The organism is Gordonia sp. ABKF26, assembly GCF_041103195.1.
GTDB lineage: Bacteria > Actinomycetota > Actinomycetes > Mycobacteriales > Mycobacteriaceae > Gordonia > Gordonia terrae.
Genome location: NZ_JBGCVZ010000003.1, coordinates 480,530 through 499,926 on the forward strand (window position 1 = coordinate 480,530; position 19,397 = coordinate 499,926).

A 19,397-nucleotide genomic window follows, 5' to 3' on the forward strand; every position below is an offset into this window, starting at 1 on the left:
TAGCACCGGTGGTGCAAGTTATAGGTTATAACCTATGATGAGCGAATGAGCAGACCAGAACAGTGCGGGTCCGAGCTGCCGGTGGTCGACGTCGAGCAGCGAGTCGGCGTCGATGTGTACCGGCAATGGCCCACGGTGATCCGTCTGCTCGCCGAGAACGTGACCCGCCGAGCCGACCCCGGCACGCGCGATCGAGCCCTGCGAGACATGGCGCGGTGGCTCGAGACCGGCAGCAGCGACGCCGAGATCCCGTATGCACCGGGTCGGTTGCTGATGCACGACACCACCAGCACGCCCGCCCTCGTCGACATCGCCGCGATGCGGGACGCGGTCGCCGCCCGCGGTGGGGATCCGACGGCGTTGAGCCCGCGCCTGCCGGTGGAGGTCTCGGTGGACCATTCGCTTGCGGTCGAGTCCTTCGGGCGCCGCGATGCCGCCGTCGTCAACCTGGCCCACGACATGCGCCGCAACTCGGAACGGTATCGCTTTCTGTCCTGGGCGTCGAAGACCATGGACACCGTGCACATCAACCCGCCGGGTACCGGGATCATGCACACGATCAATCTCGAACAGCTCGCCACCGTGGTGACGGTGGAGACGGTCGACGGCGTCGATCACGCGGTCCCCGACATGATGCTCGGCACCGACAGTCATACGCCCATGATCAACGGTCTGGGTGTACTGGGCTGGGGCATAGGCGGATTGGAAGCCGAGACGGTCATGTTCGGCATGCCGACCACCCTGCGGATCCCCGAGGTGGTCGGTGTGCGCCTCACTGGTGCGTTGTCCGCGGGCGTGCTCGCCACGGATCTCGCGCTGGTGGTCACCCACCGTCTGCGCGACATCGGGGTCACGGGTGAATTCGTCGAGTTCTTCGGGCCGGGCGTATCGGCGCTGACGGTGGGCGAGCGGGCGGTGATCGCCAACATGGCACCGGAATACGGTGCCACCACCGGGTTCTTCCCCGTCGACGCACGGACCCTCGACTATCTGGCCGACACCGGGCGTTCGGTAGAGCACTGCGACCTCGTCGAGTCGGTCACACGACGTCTCGGACTCTGGTTCGACCCCGACGCCGTGCCGCGTTTCACCCGCACGATCGACATCGACCTGAGCGCCGTGGTCCCCTCGGTGGCCGGCCCGCGCCGTCCGCAGGATCTCGTACCGCTCACCGATCTGCCGGCGACCTTCCGCGCCGAGGCGCCTTCTGCATGCGACGACGACATCGACATGCCCGCCTTCCCCATCGCCATCGCGTCGATCACGAGCTGTACCAACACCTCCGACCCGCGCCTCCTCATCGCCGCGGGCCTGGTCGCCCGCCGTGCACGGGAGCGAGGGATGCGGGTGCCGCCGTATGTGAAGACCTCCCTCGCGCCGGGTTCGCCCTCCGCTGCCGGCGTGCTCGAGCGAACCGGGCTCGTCGACGACCTGTCCGCCGTCGGATTCGACATCGTCGGATTCGGTTGTGCGACATGTATCGGCAATTCGGGTGGACTACCTCGTGAGATCGCCGGGGTGGCCGCTGACGGAACACGCAAACCGGTTGCCGCACTCAGCGGCAACCGCAACTTCCCCGGCCGCGTCCACCCGGACCTCGAACTGGGACTGCTGATGTCACCGCCGATGGTGATCGTCTTCGCGCTCGCCGGTGATGCGGCCATCGACCCCACCGCCGAACCGATCGGGGTCGACGCCGACGGACGGGCCGTGATGCTCGCCGATCTGTGGCCCAGCCCTCAAGAGATCGACGCCCTCACGGATTCGTCGCGGCGGCCGCGCGATGTCGTCGGCGACTTCGTCTCGGCGTCGCGCAATCCCGCGTGGGACGCACTCGATGCACCGGATGAACCGCTCTTTCCCTGGGACCCGTCGTCGACGGCGCTGCGGCGTCCCCCGTTCGCCGATGACGATTTCGCGCGCAGCATGCTCGGTGACTACGCCGCCCACCCGCTGCTCGTCCTCGCCGACGACATCACCACCGACCACATCTCGCCGGCGGGGGCGATCCACGTCGAGAGTCCGACCGGGCGATACCTCGTGGAGCGGGGTGCGGCCCCGGGCGATCTCAACGTCTACGCGTCCCGACGCGGCAACTGGGAAGCCATGTTGCGGGGCGGTTTTCAGAACAAGAATGTCCGCAACGCGCTCGTCCCGGATGCGGGTCCCGCGCACACCGTGCACGCACCCACCAGCGAGGTCATGACCCTTCCGCAGGCCGCCGACCGGTACGCGCAGGACGGCGACGCGGTGGTGATCGTGGCCGGGGAACGGTACGGCATGGGCAGCTCGCGCGACTGGGCGGCGAAGCTCGTGCGTCTACTCGGAGTGCGGGCCGTGCTCGCGCGCAGTTTCGAACGCATCCACCGGTCCAATCTGATCGGCGTCGGCGTCCTGCCGTTGCTCATCCCCGCTGACGTCGACGGCGGCCTGCAGGACCTGCGGCCGGGAGACCGGTTGCACATCGTCGGCACCGCCGATGCCGTCGACCGCGGGACGGTGCCGGTCGAGGTTCGGCGGGTGGACGGGACCGCCGTCCGCTTCGACGCGCAGGTCGCCGCGGAGACCGACCTGGACCGCCGCCTGCTCCGACGCGGCGGGGTCATCCCCAGCATTCTGGACGAGCAACTCGGCAGGTGACCTCGTCGGCCGGGGCGGCGCCGGGACGCAGCTGCCAGCGAACTCACAGTGATCCGTCAACCGCCTCATAACCTGCGGGTTCACTCTCGGATCATGAGAAAGAACAAGCACGTCACCTCAGTCCCACTGGTCGTCCTCGAGAACCCCGCTGCGATCGACCACGCCTACGACCTGTTCCGTCGCGACATCCCGTTGGCCGTCGTCAGCAGTCAGTACTCCGCGGTCCTTCCGTTCATGCTCGGCAACAACGGTCACACCGCGGCCCTCGTCGCCGACGTCGACGACCCGAACCAGCTCGCCGAGGCGATCGTGATCATCGAACGCCGTTTCGGCCGGGTTGATTCGGTCATCCGCTACGCAGCGGACATCCCTGCGGTGGCGGTCTAGGTCCGGTCGTCTTCGGCGGAATCGAAGGCCGCCCGGGCACGTTCGATGTCGGGCATGTGTGCCGTCGCCCATTCGAGGATCGCATCGATCGGCGGACGCAGTGTCTTGCCCAGCGGGGTGATCCGGTACTCGACCGCGACCGGGCGCGAGCTCAGCAGTACCCGTTCGACGATGCCGTTCCGCTCGAGCTTCCGCAGGGTCGCGGTCAGCGATTTCTGCGTGACCGTCGGTATTGCGCGCCGTAAACCGTTGAAGCGGCTCGGTTGTTCACAGAGCTCGTTCAACACCGCCAACGACCACTTGTCGAGCACCTGATCCAGCAGCTCGCGATGCGGTGCGCTGATCGCGAGTTCGGCGGCCCGCCCACCGGTATCGGTCATGAAACCAAGTCTCCTTGAAGTGTCCTTCGACAACCAGGTATCAACGATATACCTGATCGGATTCACTCGAAGGAGAACACGATGGCAGTTGCATACTCGACCCCGAAGGGCATGACACAACCGACGCCTTACCACCACGTGGCCGTGGGCACGGGGACGCGTCACGTGCACGTCAGTGGCCAGATCGCCCGCACTGCCGACGGAACGCCCGTGGCACCGGGTGACCTGGCGGGCCAGGTCGCTCAGGCGTTGCGGAACACCGCGACCGGACTGGCCGGGGCGGGAGCGTCTTTCGACGATGTTCTCCGGCTGACGTTCTACGTGACCGACTGGGCTCCCGAGAAGATCGCCGACTTCATGGCCGGTGTCGAGCGCGTCGCGACGGACATCGGGTTGCCGTCTCCGATGCCGCCCGCTTCGTTGATCGGCGTCGACTACCTCTTCGAACCAGACGTGCTCGTCGAAGTCGAGGCCACCGCGATCCTCGACTGATGGCGGCGCGGAAGCGCGATGTCAGAACGGTGGTGGGTTGTCCCGGAAGTCCTGACGGTCGGCGGCTTCTTCGGCTTCGCGCTGCTTCTTGTTGCGGGCACGTTCGGCCCGCCGACGGGCCAGTTTCGCCTCCAGTCGGGTGGTGGTGCGCCGCGGGTTGTCCTCGGGCACGATCGTGTGGGGTGAGGGCGGTGCCTGTGCGGCCTGTTCGAACCGGATGCGGCGCAGGTTCACCGAACAGGTCTTCGAGGGTTTCGGCGTCGCCGTCGATCGTGACGCCTTCAGGTGTGGTGTATGCGGTGTGCAGGCGTCCGTCGGCGTCGCGGTACTGCTCGTCGACCCAGTCGCCGTGAGTTTTGAGGAGATGGCTCGGGCGGCATTTCGCGTTGAGGTTGTCACTCGCGGTCGGACCGCCATACGCGGGATGGGTGTGGTCGTATTCGGTGACGTGGTCGAGGTCGCAGTCGAAAGCCGAACGTTCACAGCCGGGTTCGGTGCAGTAACCGTCGCGCACGCGAACGAAGTCGGCACACGCCGTCGTGGGCCGGTAGGGGTCGGCCGGCTGTGAACCCGGGTAGATCACCGCGACTTCGGGATCTGACGACACGGCCGGTGCGTTGCGGTGCGCGGTGCGCCGTTCGCCGGTGTGGTCGGGGTCGTCGGTGCTGGGTCCGGAAACCGATTCGGCCGCTGCGGGTATCGGCCGTGTCCGGGATGGTGTGACGGGTGTGAGGGTGGCGTCTGCACGGGCGGCGAGGTCGCGGACATGCTCGTCGGAGATGACGCCGTATCCGTCGAGGAATCCGGGTCCGGTGGCGCCGGCGAGGGTGGCGGCGTCGGTGACGACATGGATGACGACCTCGGTGCGCAGAGCGGCGACGAGAGCGTCGGGGTCGGGGATGGTGGCGGTGCAGTCGTCGCGGTCGCACTGGCACTCGAAGTCTGTTCGGGTGAGGAGGGCGAACATGGCGTCGGAGGTTCGGACACCCAGGAGGCGGCCGTCGTGCTCGCACACCGAATCGGCCAGTATCCGTACCGCTTTGGCGGCGATGCGGATGTTCTCGGCGGACATGACGGCGGTGATCTCCCCGACGCCGTCGTGGAAGTTGTCGGTCCACACGCCGCGGGAGTCGAGGGCGTCGCGGCGTCGTTCGCGGACGAGGTCGGGGTCGTGGCGGAAGACGAGTCGGTCGACCATGTCCCGCAGCCGTGCACGATCCCACGAGCCTCGCCGGTTGCGGATGGTCTTGGCGATCTCGGCGTCGATGGTCAGGATGATCGGGTCGTCCGTGGGGATGAGTTCGGTGCGGGAGATGACCAGGCGGATCTGATCCTCGCTGAGGATCCCGTCGCGCAGGGTGGTGGCCACCTCGGGGAGGCGATCTCGCAGGGCGAGGGCTTCGTCGATCAGTATCTCGGCGCGGCGCCGCGAGATGGTGGACTGGCGGGCGATACGGGCGGCGCAGTCGGCGTAGCCGTCCATCACGAACGCATCGGTGTGCTCGCGCGCGGCGACGAGCCGGTCGTAGAGGACCGCGACCGTCTGGTAGCGACTCCAGGCGAGATAGGACTGGCCCCGGTGGGTGGCGGACAGCCCGTTCGTGAGGGTGACCATGTCGTCTTCGTCGACGTAGGCAGGCTCGATCCCGGCGAGGAACTCGCTCGGTAGATCGGTCCACACCCGCACGATGACCCCGGACTCTCGCGGACCGGTCCCCATCCCGGCCCTCTGCCCACCAAGGTAAACCACCCCACCGACAAACGCGGTCGATGCCGGGAGTGGTTGAGAGAAGGGTGGTTTGGTTGCGAGGTGGTTTCGACTCGGCGCCTCGACCTCGACGCGCTCCTTCGTCGCTTGCTCGGCCCGGCGGCTTCGCTCGGTGCCGGGTCCATCCCGGGGGTGGCTCAGAGCAACCCGCGCGACTTGAGCAACAGATAGTGGTCGGCGAGCTTCGCCGGGAGCTTGTCGGGCGCCGCGTCCACCACGTCGACGCCGAGCCGGCTCACCGCGGTGGCGGTGCGGTCCCGCAGGGTGAGCGTGCGGGCTGCGGCCGCGGCGTCGTAGATCTGCGTGGCGTCGGCACGCTCGATCAGCATGGCGTCCAGCGCGGGGTCGGCGACGGAGCCGATGACGACCTTGTACCGCTGCGCCAGTACCGCCAGCGGGGGCAGTAGCGACTCCTCGACGGCTGCGGGTTCGAGCGGCGTCAGCAGGACAAGTAGTGCGCGCTGCCGCCCGATCTTGGCGACCTCGGCTCCGAGCAGCGGCCAATCGGCCTCCAACAGAGCAGGTTCGAGATCCGCCATCGCGGTGACGAGACTGTTGAGCAACATGGTGCGGCCGACGCCGACCACCCGTCGATGGACCCGGCGGTCACCGGCGATGAGGTCGACTCGGTCACCGGCGTGCGACGCGAGCGCGGCGAGGAGCAATGCGGCGTCCATCGCGGCGTCGAGTCGAGGGGTGTCGCCCACGCGCCCGGCCGACGTCCGGGAGGTGTCCAGCACGATGACGATGTGCCGGTCCTTCTCCGGTTGCCACGTGCGGACCACCGTCGATCGACGCCGGGCGGTCGCGCGCCAGTCGATGCTGCGGACGTCGTCACCCTCGACATAGTCGCGCAGGGAATCGAATTCGGTGCCCTGACCGCGCACACGCACCGCTGACCTGCCGTCGAGCTGACGGAGATGTGCCAGCCGCGACGGCAGCAACCGCCGGGAGTCGAACGGCGGGAGTGCGCGGACGCGACCGGGCAGGGGCACGGACCGCTGCCGACCGCCGAGGCCGAGCGGACCGACGCGACGAACGGCAACCCGGACCGCCAGCCGATCACCGCGCCGGGTGGGGGCCAGAGTCGTTGTCACCGAGCGGGTCTCCGATCGTGGAACGGTCACGCGGTGCGTGTTTCCCGACGCGCCGGCCGAGGGCTGCCAGCTGTCGCGCAGGACGCCACGGAACGTGTTCGAGCCGTGGTTGGTGACCGCGATCGAACACGTCGTGCTCTGCCCGAGTCGGAGAGGACCGGGCGCCGACCTCGACATGGTGATCGACTTCGTGGATCCCGCCAACGCGATGTCGAGGCAGACGAGCAGGATGCAGAACAGCGCCCACAGCACGGGGACCGCGTAATTCGGCCAGATCAGGATGGGCACCGCGCCGAGCAGCACCAGGATCAGAAAGCGGCCCGTGAGGAACATCAGCGGGGTACGGGCACCGAGTTGATCGCCGCGTCGAGCACCGAACCCACCGACACGCCTTCGAGTTCGGCCGCCGGGCGCAACGACAACCGGTGCGCCAGCGTCGATTGGGCGAGCGCCTGCACGTCGTCGGGGGTCACGAAGTCGCGACCGTTCAGCCACGCCCATGCGCGGCTCGTGCCCAGCAGGGCGGTGGCGCCTCGCGGGCTGACGCCGAGTGCCAGCGACGGGGAGAACCGGGTGGCCCGGGCGATGTCGACGATGTAGGCAGTGACCTGCGGAGCGACCGTCACCCGGCGGACCTGTTCGGCGCCGGCCTCCACGTCGGCGGCCGAGGCGACCGGTCGGAGTCCCGCGGCGGCCAGGTTCCGCGGATCGAACCCGGATGCGTGTCGAGTGAGCACGGTGATCTCGTCGTCGCGCGGGGGCAGTGGAAGCGTGACCTTCAGCAGAAATCGGTCGAGCTGGGCTTCGGGCAGCGGGTAGGTGCCCTCGTACTCCACCGGGTTCTGTGTCGCCGCGACGAGAAACGGACTCGGTAGCGGGCGTGGGTCGCCGTCGACGGTCACCTGCCGTTCCTCCATCGCCTCCAGCAGGGATGCCTGCGTCTTCGGCGGGGTGCGGTTGATCTCGTCGGCGAGCAGGAGATTGGTGAACACGGGCCCCTCGCGGAACGTGAACTCCGAGCTGGCGGAATCGAATACGAGCGATCCGGTGACATCACCGGGCATCAGGTCCGGCGTGAACTGCACACGTTTGGTCTCGACGTCGAGCGCGGCGGCCACCGACCGGACGAGCAGGGTCTTGGCGACGCCGGGCACACCCTCGAGGAGGATGTGCCCGCGGCACAGCAGCGCGATCAAGATGCCTGCCACTGCCGGGTCCTGCCCGACAACGGCTTTCGCGACCTCGCCGCGCACTGCGCCGAGCGCGTCGCGGGCGCGGTTCGGCGGTCCGCCCGGCCGGTGGTGCGCGTTCTCCGGCGGCGGCCCGGCGGACGTTTTCGCAAAGGGGTCCGACGATGGGGGTCCGGCCGGGGCGTACGGACCGGGGCCGGGGTTGCGGGATGGGTCGACGGTCATGGTGTGTGTCGGACTTCCTTCTCGAGGACGGTCAGTTCGGCGGTGAAGTGGACGAGCTGGGCGTCGGTGGTGGGGAGCGGACCGGCGAGCAGCGCACGGACCTCGGCGAGGTCGCGGTGTGTCGCCCCGGCCACGGCGATGACGATCGCCGACACCGACGGATCCGCGGTCTCGGTCGGCGCGATGACGGTCTCCCAGTCGGGTCGTGAGAGTGCGTCGGTGGCCTTCGCCGCGTCGAACGGCAGACCGAGATACGACGCCAGCGAACCGAGGGTGTGGATGCGCAGCGCACCCGCGGCCCGCGCGTCGGCACCGGCGCGGTGATACATCCGGCCCCGCGCACGGGTGGTCTCGACAGCCCTGACAACCGCGGGGAGAGGCTCGGCGACCAGCGACCCGAAACGCCGACCACGCCAGAGCATCAGGGCCAGAACGCCGAACACGCCCAGCACGATCAGCGGTCCGACCGCGGCCGGGATGTCGGACTCGTCGTCGTCGGATGCCACCTGGTCGGTGAAAAACGGCACATACCAGAGAATCTCGTCGGAGCTCGCGAAGACCCGGATCGCAACGCCCGCGTTGTCCTGTTGTGCGAGTCGCTCGTTGGTGAGCATCTCGCCGCTGAGGACGATGAATTCGGGGCGCCCCGCCGTCCGCGGCACGATCACGAGATTCGACGCCCCACCGGAGGTGAAGCAGGCGGTGGCCGACGTCGACGTCGGTGAGTAACCGAAGGGGGTGAAGTCGACGATGTCGGTCTCGTCGATGTCGGATGTGCGGCACCCGGCGGCGACCGCGGCCGGGCCGGCACCGTAACCGGAGGTGACGGGCAGATCCAGCGCGGTCAGGAGAGTGTTGTCCGGCGCGATCAGGATCACGCGGTCGGCGTCTCGCACGCGCTCGCGGAACTGCTGAGTGGTACCGGGATTCAGCGACGACGTCGAGCTCACCACGACCGTTGTTCCCCGGCCGGGACGAGGAGCGTCGGTGAACTCGTCGAGTCCGCGCATCTGCCGGAGGTCGGCCCCGCGGTCGTCGAGGATCTGCGCGAGCGCGCGTGACCCGGTGGGACGGGCGTTGTCGGGGTCGTTGTTGACCCCGGGCCCGGGGGTACCCCCGACACCGGTGAGCGCGGTGATCCCGAGTAGACCGACACCGGCGACCACGACGATGATCACCAGGACGATGACCACCCAGACCCACGGCGGGGTCCGGTTCTTGACCGGCCCGGGTGCCGGCGTCGCCTGCACGGTGCCGGTCAACGGGGCACCGCCAGGCGGTGCGGACGTGAGGCGTCGGCCTCGACCGGCCGGGTGGACGAGACTGCCTGCTCGAGTTCCAGTACCTCGCGGGCCGATTCGGCGGATGCATGCCGGTCGCCGTAGGCGATGGCGTCGAACAGGTCTGTCGCCCTTCGTAACCGGTCGTCCTGTGCGGGGAATCGAGGACCGAGGTCGACAGCCACCTCGTGAGCGGTGAGTGAGGGCTCGTCGGCCAGCAACTCGCGCTCGATGCCGCGGCGCGCGACGGCACGTACGGCGGCGATGACACACGCGTCGTACCGGCCTGCGGCGAAGGCGGACTCGGCGTCGGACCTGAAGTCGGCCGCCGACCGGGCGGGCCCGATCAGCACCGTCTCGGAGGACGCCGAGCCGGTGGTCCGGGGGAGCCGCGGGTTGCGGCGGAGGTGACGGACGACCGCGACGACGAGACCGAGCACGAGTGCGATCGCGAGCACGATGACGATCGCGCGAAGGGTGTCGGAGCCGCCGAACCAGCCGAAGACGTTGTCGGCGATCCACTCCCAGAGACGTTCACCGAAGCGGTCGAGCCAGGACGGCTCGGGCGGTTGGTAGTCGGACTCGGAGAGTTCCTGCTCGGCCCACCGGCGTGCTTGCTCGTTGTCGGGATCCAACGGCGCCGCGAGGATTTCGATCACCGGTCGACCCGTCCCGGGGGAAACGCTGTCGGTACCGACGCGGCATCGTCGTAGAGGACTGCCGGCACGACCGTCAGCGCCGGTTGCACGACCATCGATGCGACCACGGTGCCGATCACCGAGAGAACGGTCGCCGCGATGCCGGAGTCCGAGGTGCCGAACCACGTGTCGGCGATCGATCCCAGCAGATCGAACGGGTACATCATCGTCGTCATCGCGACCCACGCCAGCACGAGCATGACCGCCAGGATGCCGAAGGTCCGCCAGAACCGGTCCGCCGTCAGCGAACCCGATCGGGCGATCGCGTCTCTGACGGCGAGCCCGTCGATCACGATCGCCGGTGCGGTGAAGGCCGTGCGAACCAGCAGCCACGACACCGGGATGAGCGCGACGACGGTGAGGAGGAGGCTCCCGGCGAGCAGGACGAACCCGCCGGAGCCGACGCCCAGACCGAACAGCGCGAGGCCCGGTGCGAAGGCCGCCGCGATGGCGAGCCCCAGGAGCGCGGTCCACACCAGCAGCCGGGGCAGCGACCCCCGTGCATGGCGCAGCGTGTCGGCCAGGGTCGGACGCGACCCGCCGCGACGTCGGGTGACGGAGTGGGCGGCAACGCCGCTGACCATGCCCGCCACCACGACCCACTGGGCGAAGATGACACCGACGAACGCGGCGATCGGTGCGACGGTCGAGGCCCATTCGCTCGGATCGTCGAAGGTGGCCTCGGCGTTCACCAGCCAGAACGTGGCGAGCGCGAGAGGGGCGGCCGCGACGATCCAGGTCAGGCCGACGAGGCCGAGGTACACACGAGGTGCCGCGACTGCCGTCGAGAAGATCCGCTGCAGCAGGACGCCGGCCGATGCCGACGGTGGCGGCCCCCATCCCGCCCACGGGGCGGTCGGTGTGAAACCTCCGTAACCCCAATGTGTGGAACCCAACTGTGTGGAACCCCTCTGGGCTGACCCCCACGCGGGCTGCGGTCCGGGCTCGGTCGACGGCTGCTGCGGCGGTGCCGGCGGACGGGCCCGCGGACGGTCCGACGCCTCGGCAGATGGGACCGGGCTCCACTCGTCGGAGACATCGGGTGGCTGCCATGGGGGTTCGCCGGACGGCGGGTGCGGGACGCGCGGCGGCTCGGTCATCGAGAAGTGCACCGGCCTTTCCGCGCTGGAGAACTGTGCGGCGAACGTATCAAACAACTGCGACGGCGCACCGGAATCATCCACCGGTTGACGGACGCCGTGCTACCGTGCCGAACTAGAACACGTTCTACTTTTCTGGAGGATTCATGACCGTGGAACAAGCCGGGCTCGCCGAGAAGATCGACGCTGCCGTCGATGCCTACATCGAGCTGCTCAACTCGGGTACCGCCGAACAGATCGCCGACCTGTACGCGGCCGACGCGACCGTCGAGGACCCCATCGGCGCGGACATCCGCGACACCCGGGAGCAGCTTGTCGAGTTCTACTCGGTGATCACCGGGATGGACGAGCGCACCGCGACGCTCAAGTGGAAGAAGATCGCCGGCGACACCGCCGTCTTCGAGTTCACCCTGGTCACCAAGACCGCCGGACTCGCCTTCGAGATCACCCCCGTCGACATCATGGTCTTCGACGCCGAGGGCAAGGTGTCGACGATGCGCGCGGTCTGGCAGCAGTCGGACCTCAAGCAGCTCTGAGGGTCACCCCCGCCCGGTCGGCCTCAGGATGATCTCTTCCGGGTGGGCGTCGGCCGGGGTGGAGACGGCCTGCACGACGGCGCGGGCGACGGTCGCGGGACGCAGGAACCGCGACCCGTCGTAGTCGTCCCCTTCGATGGCGACGATGTCACGCTGCATGTCGGTGTCGATGCGCCCGGGGAAGACAGACGTCACGCGAAGAGTCGGTTCCTCGGCCCGCAATCCGTCGGCCAGCGCACGCACCCCGAACTTGCTCGCGGCGTAGGGGGTCCAGCCGGGGTTCACCCGGCGTCCCGCGCCCGAGTTGATGAACACGACGTGGCCGCCGGCCGCTCGCAACGCGGGCAGGAGCAGCCGCGTCAGTTCGGCGACCGCAACGAGGTTCACCTCGAGGACGTGCTGCCATTCCTCGACGGGGGTCTCCGCGACCGGCTCGAGGCTGCTGGCCACTCCGGCGTTGTGGACGAGTACGTCGAGTTCGTTGATCGCCTCCACGGCGGCCTCGACCTCGTCGTAGTCGGTGAGGTCGACGGCGAAGGTGCTCGCCCCGTCGAGTTCGGTGGCCAGTCGGTCGAGTTCGGGAGAGGGTCGTCCGCCCAGGAGGAGGTCGTGGGTGGGCGCGAGCTGGCGGGCGATCTCGGCTCCGAGGCCACGGCTCGCCCCGGTGATCAACGCGGTGGGCACGCCTCGACCCTACTGGGAATCGGCGACCGGGAGCCGCGTCGGGCTCGATGAGCACACGCCGACGTCGCGGGGCACAATCGTCGACGTGGCCAGGTACGGATTCACCCCAACGCAGCTCTCGGCACGTGCCGCGTACCTGCTCCGAGGCAATGACCTGGGCACGATGACAAGCGCTGCGCCCAAGTTGTATCCGCACATGTGGAGCTGGGACGCGGCATTCGTCACGGTCGGTCTGGCGCCGTTGTCGGTGGAACGAGCCGTCATCGAGATGGACACCCTGCTGTCGGCGCAGTGGCGCAACGGCATGATCCCGCACATCGTGTTCGCCAACGGCCGCGACGGATACTTCCCCGGGCCGGCCCGATGGGAGTGCGCCCGACTGGCCGAGTGCGCGCCCGATTTCCCCGACACCTCCGGCATCACCCAGCCGCCGGTACACGCGATCGCGGTGCAGCGGATCCTCGATCACTCCCGACGCCATGGACGCACCACCCGCGCCGTGGCCAACGAGTTCATCGACCGGCGCTGGAGCTCGCTCGTCCGCTGGCATCGCTGGCTGGCGCACGCTCGGGATCCCAACGGGCGCGGTCGGATCACGATCTTCCACGGGTGGGAGTCGGGGATGGACAATTCGCCCCGTTGGGATTCGGCGTACGCCAATGTCGTTCCCGGCCCCGACCTTCCGCCGTATCGACGGGCCGACCTCGACCACGTCGACGATTCGTCGATGCGCCCCACCGACCTCGAATACGACCGGTACATCTGGCTCGTCGAACAGATGAAGCGCGCCGGATACGACGACGAGCTGCTTCCCAAGGTGATGGACTTCGCGGTCGAGGACGTCTTCGTCAGCGCCATCTTCGCCGTCGCCTGCGACGTGCTGGCCACCATCGGGGAGGACTACTCCAAACCGCGGTCGGATGTGCGCGACCTCCGCGCGTGGGCCGACCGTTTCCGGGCCGGGGTCGTCTCCGCCGCCAACGACCGCAACGGGGCCGCACGGGATTTCGACCTGCGCGCCAACTCGTGGATCAACACCGAGACGATCGCGGTGTTCGCGCCGCTGCTGTGCGGTGGCCTCTCCCGGGACCGCGAACGCGCCCTGCTCCGACTCTTCGACGGCCCGCGGTACTGCGGTCACCCGGACCTGCGCTACGCGGTCCCGCCGTCGACGTCGCCGATCTCGGCGGACTTCCGTCCCCGCGAGTACTGGCGTGGCCCGGTCTGGCCGGTGATGACCTGGCTCTTCAGTTGGGCATTCGCCCGCCGCGGTTGGACCGAACGGTCGGCACGCCTGCGTGAGGAGGGGCTCCGGCAAGCGACCGACGGCACGTTCGCCGAGTACTACGAACCGTTCACCGGTGAGCCGCTCGGCAGCATGCAGCAGAGCTGGACCGCGGCGTCCGTGCTGGATTGGCTGGACTGACAGACCAACTCGGTCATGCGGATACCGGTTTCGCCGCACCGTGCACATCGATCCGCTCGACCGGTGGTGGGGTCCATTCCTCCCGAAGTGCCGAGAGCGCGGGCTGGTAGATCCTCAGCACGAGGAAGAAGGGTCTCGCCGGGCACGGTAACCATTCCTCATCGGGGGTCGTCGGCGGAGCGGTGGAGATGACGATGTCGGGGAACGTGTCCTGGTCGTGATCGCGGTTGACCGCGGTGCCGATGCTGTGACGTGCGTCGGGCGCGTCGTGTAGCAGGCCGGTGTCGGCGTCGTAGAGGGTGACGCTCCAGAAGGCATGCGCGGGTGGTGGTGTCGGCAGACAGATCCGATAGGCGGCCGCAGCCCCATCGAGGGTGTCCCCGTCGGAGTCGACGTAGGTGTTGTACGAGCAGTTCTCCTCGACGACGTTCGCGCCGAGGCCGACCAGATTCATCACGGCCCGGGCGACGAAGTTGGTGCCGTGGGCGCCCTTGTCGAGCACCCTGGTCCATCCGCTGGCGATCCTGCGTCCCAACAGCGGTCTGGACTCGCGCAGCAACCGCATCGCCTCATCGAAACCGTCCTGGATTCCCTGCGCGACATCCGGATCGGGCTCCGGCCGGCCGTCGGTCGGCGAGTCACCCACGCCGAGAATGCGGAACTGGTCGACGTGGGCGGCATCGGCGTGCGGCACACCATTGATCCGCAACGACGCGTCCAGAGCGGTCAGGAACTCTCCCGGCGAGGTCTCGACAGCACCCTGGTCGACAACCGGCCAGGACCGTGAGCCGGCGGCGGGTGAGCTGAGGTGCACGCCATCCTGAAGCCGGTGGACCGCGCGTAGGTCGTCGTCGACGTCGAAGTACTGAATCCGCAAGAGCAGCCACAACACCGGTGTGGCCACGCGTAGCAGGGTGGTACCCGGTGGGACGTCTCCGGTCCACGCAGAGGTGACCACAATGAGTCGGCGGGGTTGCACCGGATGTGTTCGCGCGCTCACGTTGCTGGCGTTGCTGTAGGCGTCCAGGAAGTTCAGTGTGTAGTAGCGATCCCCGAAGTCGGGAAGATCGATGAGGACGGGCCCGGCGGTGAGGTCCAGCCATCCGTTGGAGTACAGGGTGTCGACGTTGGGAACCCGAAACGGCTGGTAACGGGCATCCGCGGGACGACGAGCGTGGTCCAGTTCGTCGAGACGCCACGGTTCTCCTTCGCCGTCCGGCGCGCATTGCGCGCACATCGCGGCGTATTGGTACACCGACGGCAGGCCATAGATGACCGCCTGTTGAGAGGCCGCACGCGCCAGCGAGCGTCGCGCCCAGGACGACATCGGACGGATGTCGGGCGCGGACGAGCTGGTCAGTTGATCTGCGGCCGCCGGATCGTAGGTGGTGTATCTCCGGTCGTCGTCGACGCGCATCTCGGCTCCATTCTCTTAAAAATCAGGCTGATCACAACTATTGCCACAGCGTGATTGACATCACTCAGCCTAGCTGGTGAACTGATGTCAGTTCAACACAAGGAGGAGAACGTGCGGGTCAGAAGGCTGGTCAAACACGTCGCTTGCGCCACCGTTGCCGCCGCCGTCGCAATGACGACGGCCGCGTGCGGTGGCAGTTCGGGCGCTACGTCTGCCGTCGAGGGCAACTGGGACGAGGTGGTCGCTGCCGCGGAACAGGAAGGCTCGGTGCTGCTGTACTCGAGTCAGAACTCGGTGATCCTCGAGAACGTCAAGAAGGCCTGGAACAAGAAGTATCCCGGCATCACGATGGAGTTCGTCCGAGGCACCGACGCGGATCTGAATCCGCGGATCGAGACCGAGAACCGAACCGGTCGGGGAGCGGCCGACGTCCACGTGGTGACCGACACCTCGTGGATCACTTCCGCGGGCGAATCCGGTGACTTCTCCCAGGCGGTGCGCGGGCCGGCCTTCGACAATCCCGACTACGCGCGTGAGACGAGTGTCCGCGCCGGTGACTTCTTTCTCACCGTGGCCGCGACCTTCGGCATGGGATGGAACACGAACGCGGTTCCCGCCGGTCTGACGACGCCGCAGGATGTACTGAAACCCGAGTACCGGGGCCGGATCGGGATCGTGAACCCGAACGGGATCGCTTCCTTCGTCGACCTGTATGACTTCTATGGTGAGCACTTCGGCGCTGATTTCGAGGAGAAGCTGGCAGGTCTCGAGCCGCGCATCTTCCCCAGTGCGATCGGTGTCGCCCAGGCGCTGACGTCCGGCGAGGTCGTCGTGTCGCCGATGGTCCAACCGCTCGTGCAGGAGGCGGCCACCGGTGCGCCGGTCGACTGGGCGCTGCCCGATCCGTCTTGGGGCACACCGTTCTTCGGGCACATCACGGCAGTCGCGCCGCATCCGAACGCGGCTCAGCTGCTCGCTGACTTCCTGGTCAGTCCGGAAGGGCAAGCGGCGCAGGCGATCGGCGTGGCCACCGCGCTACCGGGAATTCCCGGGTCGACCGCCGATGCGAAGGACATCCGGTCCCCTGACCCCGGACAGTTGACTCCGGACTACGTCAAGCAGCGCTCGCAGGCTTGGCAGCAGATGTTCACCGGGTAGTACGGCGTGGAGGCCTCGGAGCCGGCGAGGCCTCCACTCGGGGTGCGGTCATCGACCGGTTGACGCCACTGTGAGCACACCGAGGAGTGCGATGGCACCCATCGCGGACACAGCGGCGCTCATGAGCAGGCCGCGGTTCGCAGCGGTGGCCTGTAGGTACACGAGCCCCGAATCGTCGTCGAGGGCGAGGTCCCGCCGGTCCGGCATGGTCTGGCGAATGGCGGCGAGGACGGCGAGCGCGGCGCCGACGCCCACAACCGATGCGGCCACCGTGATCCACACGGAATCGAGATGTGCGGCGAGACGGATCCCGACGGCGGCGAGGATGACGATCGAACACGCTGTGCGCTGCCACGCCAGACTCGTGCGTTCGAGTTGCAGCCCACCGTCGGCGATTCGGTTCGGGGGCACGGCCGCCGCGGTCAATCCAGAACCGCCCAGAGTACGAGGCAACCGGTGACGGCGAGGAGTACCGAGAGCGGCACGGCCACGTGCGGTGCCGGAAGTGGGTTGTCGCGCCGCAGCTGACGCTCGGTGCGTGCCCAGCTCCACCACGCCTGGAGTGGCAACCAGATGGATGTGCCGACGAGAAGCAAGGATGCCACGATGCCCGCGACGGACCCGCCACCGATGTCGAAGGCCTGCAACGCCACGCCGGATGCCATGAGCGCCAGTGACGTTCGAATCCAGGCCAGGTACGTCCGCTCGTTCGCCAGGCTGAATCGAGCATCCGGTTCCCCGCCCGCGGCATAGACCCACCGAGGTCGGCGGGGTGCTGATCGGTTCTGCGGCAACGTCGCTCCCTCGTCAAACCCTCGTCGTTCATCAACTCGACCGAATTGAACTTACTTCAAGAACCCGGACAGGAGTCAACTCATGACCTCCAGCCAATCCGCTGCCGTGATGGACGCGGCACGCGATCTACAGATCTGGGGCTACCCCTTGATCTTTGCGCAGCGACTGCGTCTCCGATTCACCTGTCCGCTCGACCCGCGCACCCCGCGCCCGCCGACCTCGGCAGGAGCGCCGCTCAACGAACTCGGGCATCAACGACGCCTGTCCGACCACACCTTGACGGCCGGCGTGGCGCCCAACGTCGACACCCTCTATTCGCTGGCATTTCTCGACCTCGACTCCGGGGATTTCGAGCTGCGGATGCCGGACTTCGGCAGTCGTTACTACAGCGTGCAGATCGGGGAGGCGGACTCGTCGACGGCCGCCGTCGTGGGGTGTCGGACGCATGGAGCGACGTTGCCGCCACTCCTACTGACCCGAGGGGCCGGACGTTCCGAGGTCGACGACCGTGTGGAGTGCCGGTCGCGGTATCTCATGGTGGCGATCCGCATCCTCGTCGAACCCGGTGTGTCCGGGGACCTGCTTGCGGCGCAACGGCTTCAGGACCTGATCGAACTGACCGGGCCGCCGTCGCCCGCGACTCCGTCCGCCCCGGGGACCGTTGCCCTCGTCAACCGGGGTCGCGATGACGAAGTCCGCACTCCAGAAGGGTTTCTCGAATCGCTCGACACTGCGATGGCCGGCCTGTCGACGGCGGACATACCTTCCTGGGTCGTCGAGGCACGACTCCGACTGCGTAAGTGGTTGGCCGACGACGAATCGGGCGGTGGGAGCAACATGGTCGCGCAGGGCCTGGCCACAGGACTGGACCGGATCGCGCAGCACGTCTCGGTGCTCGGCCGCACCGTGAACGGCTGGGCGATCAACGACGGAGGGACCGACTTCGGCGACGACCACCTTCTCCGAGCGGCAGTGGCGTACTCGCAGATCTACATCAACCCGGCCGCCGAGGCGGTGTACCCGGTATGCGAGACGGACCACCTCGGGCGTTCCCTGACCGGTGCGCACAGCTACTCGATCACGTTCGCGTCGGACGATCTCCCTCCTGCGGACCACTTCTGGTCGCTCACGATGTATCACCGGCGAGGGTTGCTGTGCGAGAACGTCATCGGACGCCATGCGATCACCGATCGGACGCCCGGTCTCGAGGTGAACGACGACGGGGCGCTCGCTCTCCTCCTCCAGCATGCGAGACCGTCGTCCGGGGCGAACTGGCTTCCGTGTCCGCCCGACGAGTTCCGGGTGATGCTTCGGCTGTACGGGCCGCGGGACCCGTCCTGGTCGCCGCCTGCGATCGTGCGCGTCGGGTAGTCCTCGACGCAGCGTCGCTGCGCATCGGTATCCGGTCCCGGCCAGGGTGATCGCCCGTGATCCAGGTGCGGGAGTCGTTTCCGCCTACAGCTCCCGCATCCGACGGCACACGTCGTCATAGACGTCCACCAGCGCGCGGGCCGTCCCCGCTGCGCCTGCGCCCTCGTTGATCTCGACCCATTCCTCGAACGCGCATTGGACCTCGAGATTGGCGATCTCCAGGATCATCCGGATCTGGCCCCGGGTGCGCGCCGAACTCCGGTCGCCGAGAGCCTCCGGACGGCGGCGCGACTTGTCGGCATAGCGTCCGAGTGCGGCTCTACTCAGCGTGGGGGTTGCGAGCACGAGCTTCTGCACGCGCATGAAGTGGGCGGACACGTCGTCGCTGCGATCGCCGAAGCCGTCCAGCAGCGCCCGGTAGACACGCTCGATGTCGGCGAGCGCCAGGGTGTCGGGGTCGATGTCCGCCAGATGGTCGTCGAGCGCCTGATCGAAACCGAAGCGGTCGAACAGCACGCACTCTTCTTTGGTCGGGAAGTAGCGGAAGAAGGTCCGTGGGGACACCCCGGCCGCCGCGGCGATCTCGTCGACGGTCGTCTCGTCGAATCCGTTGCGCTCGAACAGATCCACCGCGGCCTCGTGGATCTCCATGCGCGTCGCATCCCGCCGGCGGGCCCGAAGGCCACCGGTCTCGGAGGAATCTGGCATGCGTCGAGACTAGCGCGGCGATCTGCGTCAGTGGCATCTACTGCC

General features: G+C 68.1%; 18 protein-coding genes and 1 pseudogene. 7 read left to right on the forward strand and 12 right to left on the reverse strand.

Features of this window, described 5'->3' with window-relative positions:
* Positions 1 to 45: 45 nt before the first annotated feature.
* Positions 46 to 2,640 (forward strand): aconitate hydratase AcnA, encoded by a 2,595-nt coding sequence (acnA, locus tag AB4Z55_RS02720; protein ID WP_369519071.1) that lies wholly within the window; start codon positions 46 to 48, stop codon positions 2,638 to 2,640.
* Positions 2,641 to 2,733: 93 nt separating this feature from the next.
* Positions 2,734 to 3,027: a hypothetical protein gene (locus AB4Z55_RS02725; protein ID WP_004021037.1), complete on the forward strand. Its 294-nt coding sequence runs from the start codon at positions 2,734 to 2,736 to the stop codon at positions 3,025 to 3,027.
* Here AB4Z55_RS02725 and AB4Z55_RS02730 read toward each other — a convergent pair.
* Complete coding sequence (locus AB4Z55_RS02730) at positions 3,024 to 3,407, reverse strand: winged helix-turn-helix transcriptional regulator (protein ID WP_369519072.1); 384 nt, start codon at positions 3,405 to 3,407, stop codon at positions 3,024 to 3,026. The genes AB4Z55_RS02725 and AB4Z55_RS02730 overlap by 4 nt on opposite strands.
* Positions 3,408 to 3,488: 81 nt before the next feature.
* On the opposite strand from AB4Z55_RS02730, the gene AB4Z55_RS02735 reads away from it, so the two are divergent.
* Positions 3,489 to 3,899: a RidA family protein gene (locus AB4Z55_RS02735; RefSeq protein ID WP_369519073.1), complete on the forward strand. Its 411-nt coding sequence runs from the start codon at positions 3,489 to 3,491 to the stop codon at positions 3,897 to 3,899.
* A gap of 21 nt (positions 3,900 to 3,920) precedes the next feature.
* Here the strand turns inward: AB4Z55_RS02735 and AB4Z55_RS02740 are convergent.
* The 6 genes and pseudogenes from AB4Z55_RS02740 to AB4Z55_RS02765 form a co-directional block, all read right to left on the reverse strand.
* Positions 3,921 to 5,619 (reverse strand): annotated as a pseudogene (locus AB4Z55_RS02740) (DUF222 domain-containing protein).
* 185 nt (positions 5,620 to 5,804) lie between these two features.
* Positions 5,805 to 7,097 carry a DUF58 domain-containing protein gene (locus AB4Z55_RS02745; RefSeq protein ID WP_369519074.1) on the reverse strand — a complete coding sequence of 431 codons (1,293 nt, stop codon included), beginning with the start codon at positions 7,095 to 7,097 and terminating at the stop codon, positions 5,805 to 5,807.
* Positions 7,097 to 8,179, reverse strand: coding sequence for an AAA family ATPase (locus AB4Z55_RS02750; protein ID WP_369519075.1), 1,083 nt, complete (start codon positions 8,177 to 8,179; stop codon positions 7,097 to 7,099). The genes AB4Z55_RS02745 and AB4Z55_RS02750 overlap by 1 nt, the downstream gene beginning before the upstream one ends.
* Positions 8,176 to 9,441: a DUF4350 domain-containing protein gene (locus tag AB4Z55_RS02755; RefSeq protein ID WP_354562443.1), complete on the reverse strand. Its 1,266-nt coding sequence runs from the start codon at positions 9,439 to 9,441 to the stop codon at positions 8,176 to 8,178. The genes AB4Z55_RS02750 and AB4Z55_RS02755 overlap by 4 nt, the downstream gene beginning before the upstream one ends.
* Entirely contained in the window at positions 9,438 to 10,118 is a 681-nt protein-coding gene (locus tag AB4Z55_RS02760) for a DUF4129 domain-containing protein (RefSeq protein ID WP_239403641.1), read from the reverse strand. The genes AB4Z55_RS02755 and AB4Z55_RS02760 overlap by 4 nt, the downstream gene beginning before the upstream one ends.
* Positions 10,115 to 11,053 carry a glycerophosphoryl diester phosphodiesterase membrane domain-containing protein gene (locus AB4Z55_RS02765; protein WP_369519076.1) on the reverse strand — a complete coding sequence of 313 codons (939 nt, stop codon included), beginning with the start codon at positions 11,051 to 11,053 and terminating at the stop codon, positions 10,115 to 10,117. Before AB4Z55_RS02765 ends, AB4Z55_RS02760 begins: the two co-directional genes overlap by 4 nt.
* 350 nt (positions 11,054 to 11,403) lie before the next feature.
* Here AB4Z55_RS02765 and AB4Z55_RS02770 point away from each other — a divergent pair, with 350 nt between their 5' ends.
* Positions 11,404 to 11,793 carry a nuclear transport factor 2 family protein gene (locus tag AB4Z55_RS02770; protein ID WP_064572124.1) on the forward strand — a complete coding sequence of 130 codons (390 nt, stop codon included), beginning with the start codon at positions 11,404 to 11,406 and terminating at the stop codon, positions 11,791 to 11,793.
* Positions 11,794 to 11,796: 3 nt separating this feature from the next.
* On the opposite strand, the gene AB4Z55_RS02775 is transcribed toward AB4Z55_RS02770, so the two are convergent.
* Positions 11,797 to 12,477 (reverse strand): SDR family oxidoreductase, encoded by a 681-nt coding sequence (locus tag AB4Z55_RS02775; protein WP_064572123.1) that lies wholly within the window; start codon positions 12,475 to 12,477, stop codon positions 11,797 to 11,799.
* Positions 12,478 to 12,562: 85 nt separating this feature from the next.
* On the opposite strand from AB4Z55_RS02775, the gene AB4Z55_RS02780 reads away from it, so the two are divergent.
* Positions 12,563 to 13,903 (forward strand): amylo-alpha-1,6-glucosidase, encoded by a 1,341-nt coding sequence (locus AB4Z55_RS02780; protein WP_369519077.1) that lies wholly within the window; start codon positions 12,563 to 12,565, stop codon positions 13,901 to 13,903.
* A gap of 13 nt (positions 13,904 to 13,916) precedes the next feature.
* Here the strand turns inward: AB4Z55_RS02780 and AB4Z55_RS02785 are convergent, their stop codons facing one another.
* Positions 13,917 to 15,320, reverse strand: coding sequence for a DUF1254 domain-containing protein (locus AB4Z55_RS02785; RefSeq protein ID WP_369519078.1), 1,404 nt, complete (start codon positions 15,318 to 15,320; stop codon positions 13,917 to 13,919).
* A 171-nt stretch (positions 15,321 to 15,491) separates the two neighbouring features.
* On the opposite strand from AB4Z55_RS02785, the gene AB4Z55_RS02790 reads away from it, so the two are divergent.
* Positions 15,492 to 16,478 (forward strand): ABC transporter substrate-binding protein, encoded by a 987-nt coding sequence (locus tag AB4Z55_RS02790; RefSeq protein WP_369520967.1) that lies wholly within the window; start codon positions 15,492 to 15,494, stop codon positions 16,476 to 16,478.
* A 48-nt stretch (positions 16,479 to 16,526) separates the two neighbouring features.
* Here the strand turns inward: AB4Z55_RS02790 and AB4Z55_RS02795 are convergent, their stop codons facing one another.
* Together AB4Z55_RS02795 and AB4Z55_RS02800 are read right to left on the reverse strand one after the other, a co-directional pair.
* Entirely contained in the window at positions 16,527 to 16,889 is a 363-nt protein-coding gene (locus AB4Z55_RS02795) for a DUF202 domain-containing protein (RefSeq protein WP_369519079.1), read from the reverse strand.
* Between the two features lie 11 nt (positions 16,890 to 16,900).
* Positions 16,901 to 17,272, reverse strand: coding sequence for a YidH family protein (locus AB4Z55_RS02800; RefSeq protein WP_275448018.1), 372 nt, complete (start codon positions 17,270 to 17,272; stop codon positions 16,901 to 16,903).
* A gap of 82 nt (positions 17,273 to 17,354) precedes the next feature.
* Here AB4Z55_RS02800 and AB4Z55_RS02805 point away from each other — a divergent pair, with 82 nt between their 5' ends.
* Positions 17,355 to 18,644 (forward strand): DUF1214 domain-containing protein, encoded by a 1,290-nt coding sequence (locus AB4Z55_RS02805; protein ID WP_369519080.1) that lies wholly within the window; start codon positions 17,355 to 17,357, stop codon positions 18,642 to 18,644.
* A gap of 84 nt (positions 18,645 to 18,728) precedes the next feature.
* Here AB4Z55_RS02805 and AB4Z55_RS02810 read toward each other — a convergent pair whose 3' ends face one another.
* Complete coding sequence (locus tag AB4Z55_RS02810) at positions 18,729 to 19,352, reverse strand: TetR family transcriptional regulator (protein WP_275448019.1); 624 nt, start codon at positions 19,350 to 19,352, stop codon at positions 18,729 to 18,731.
* Positions 19,353 to 19,397 lie beyond the last annotated feature (45 nt).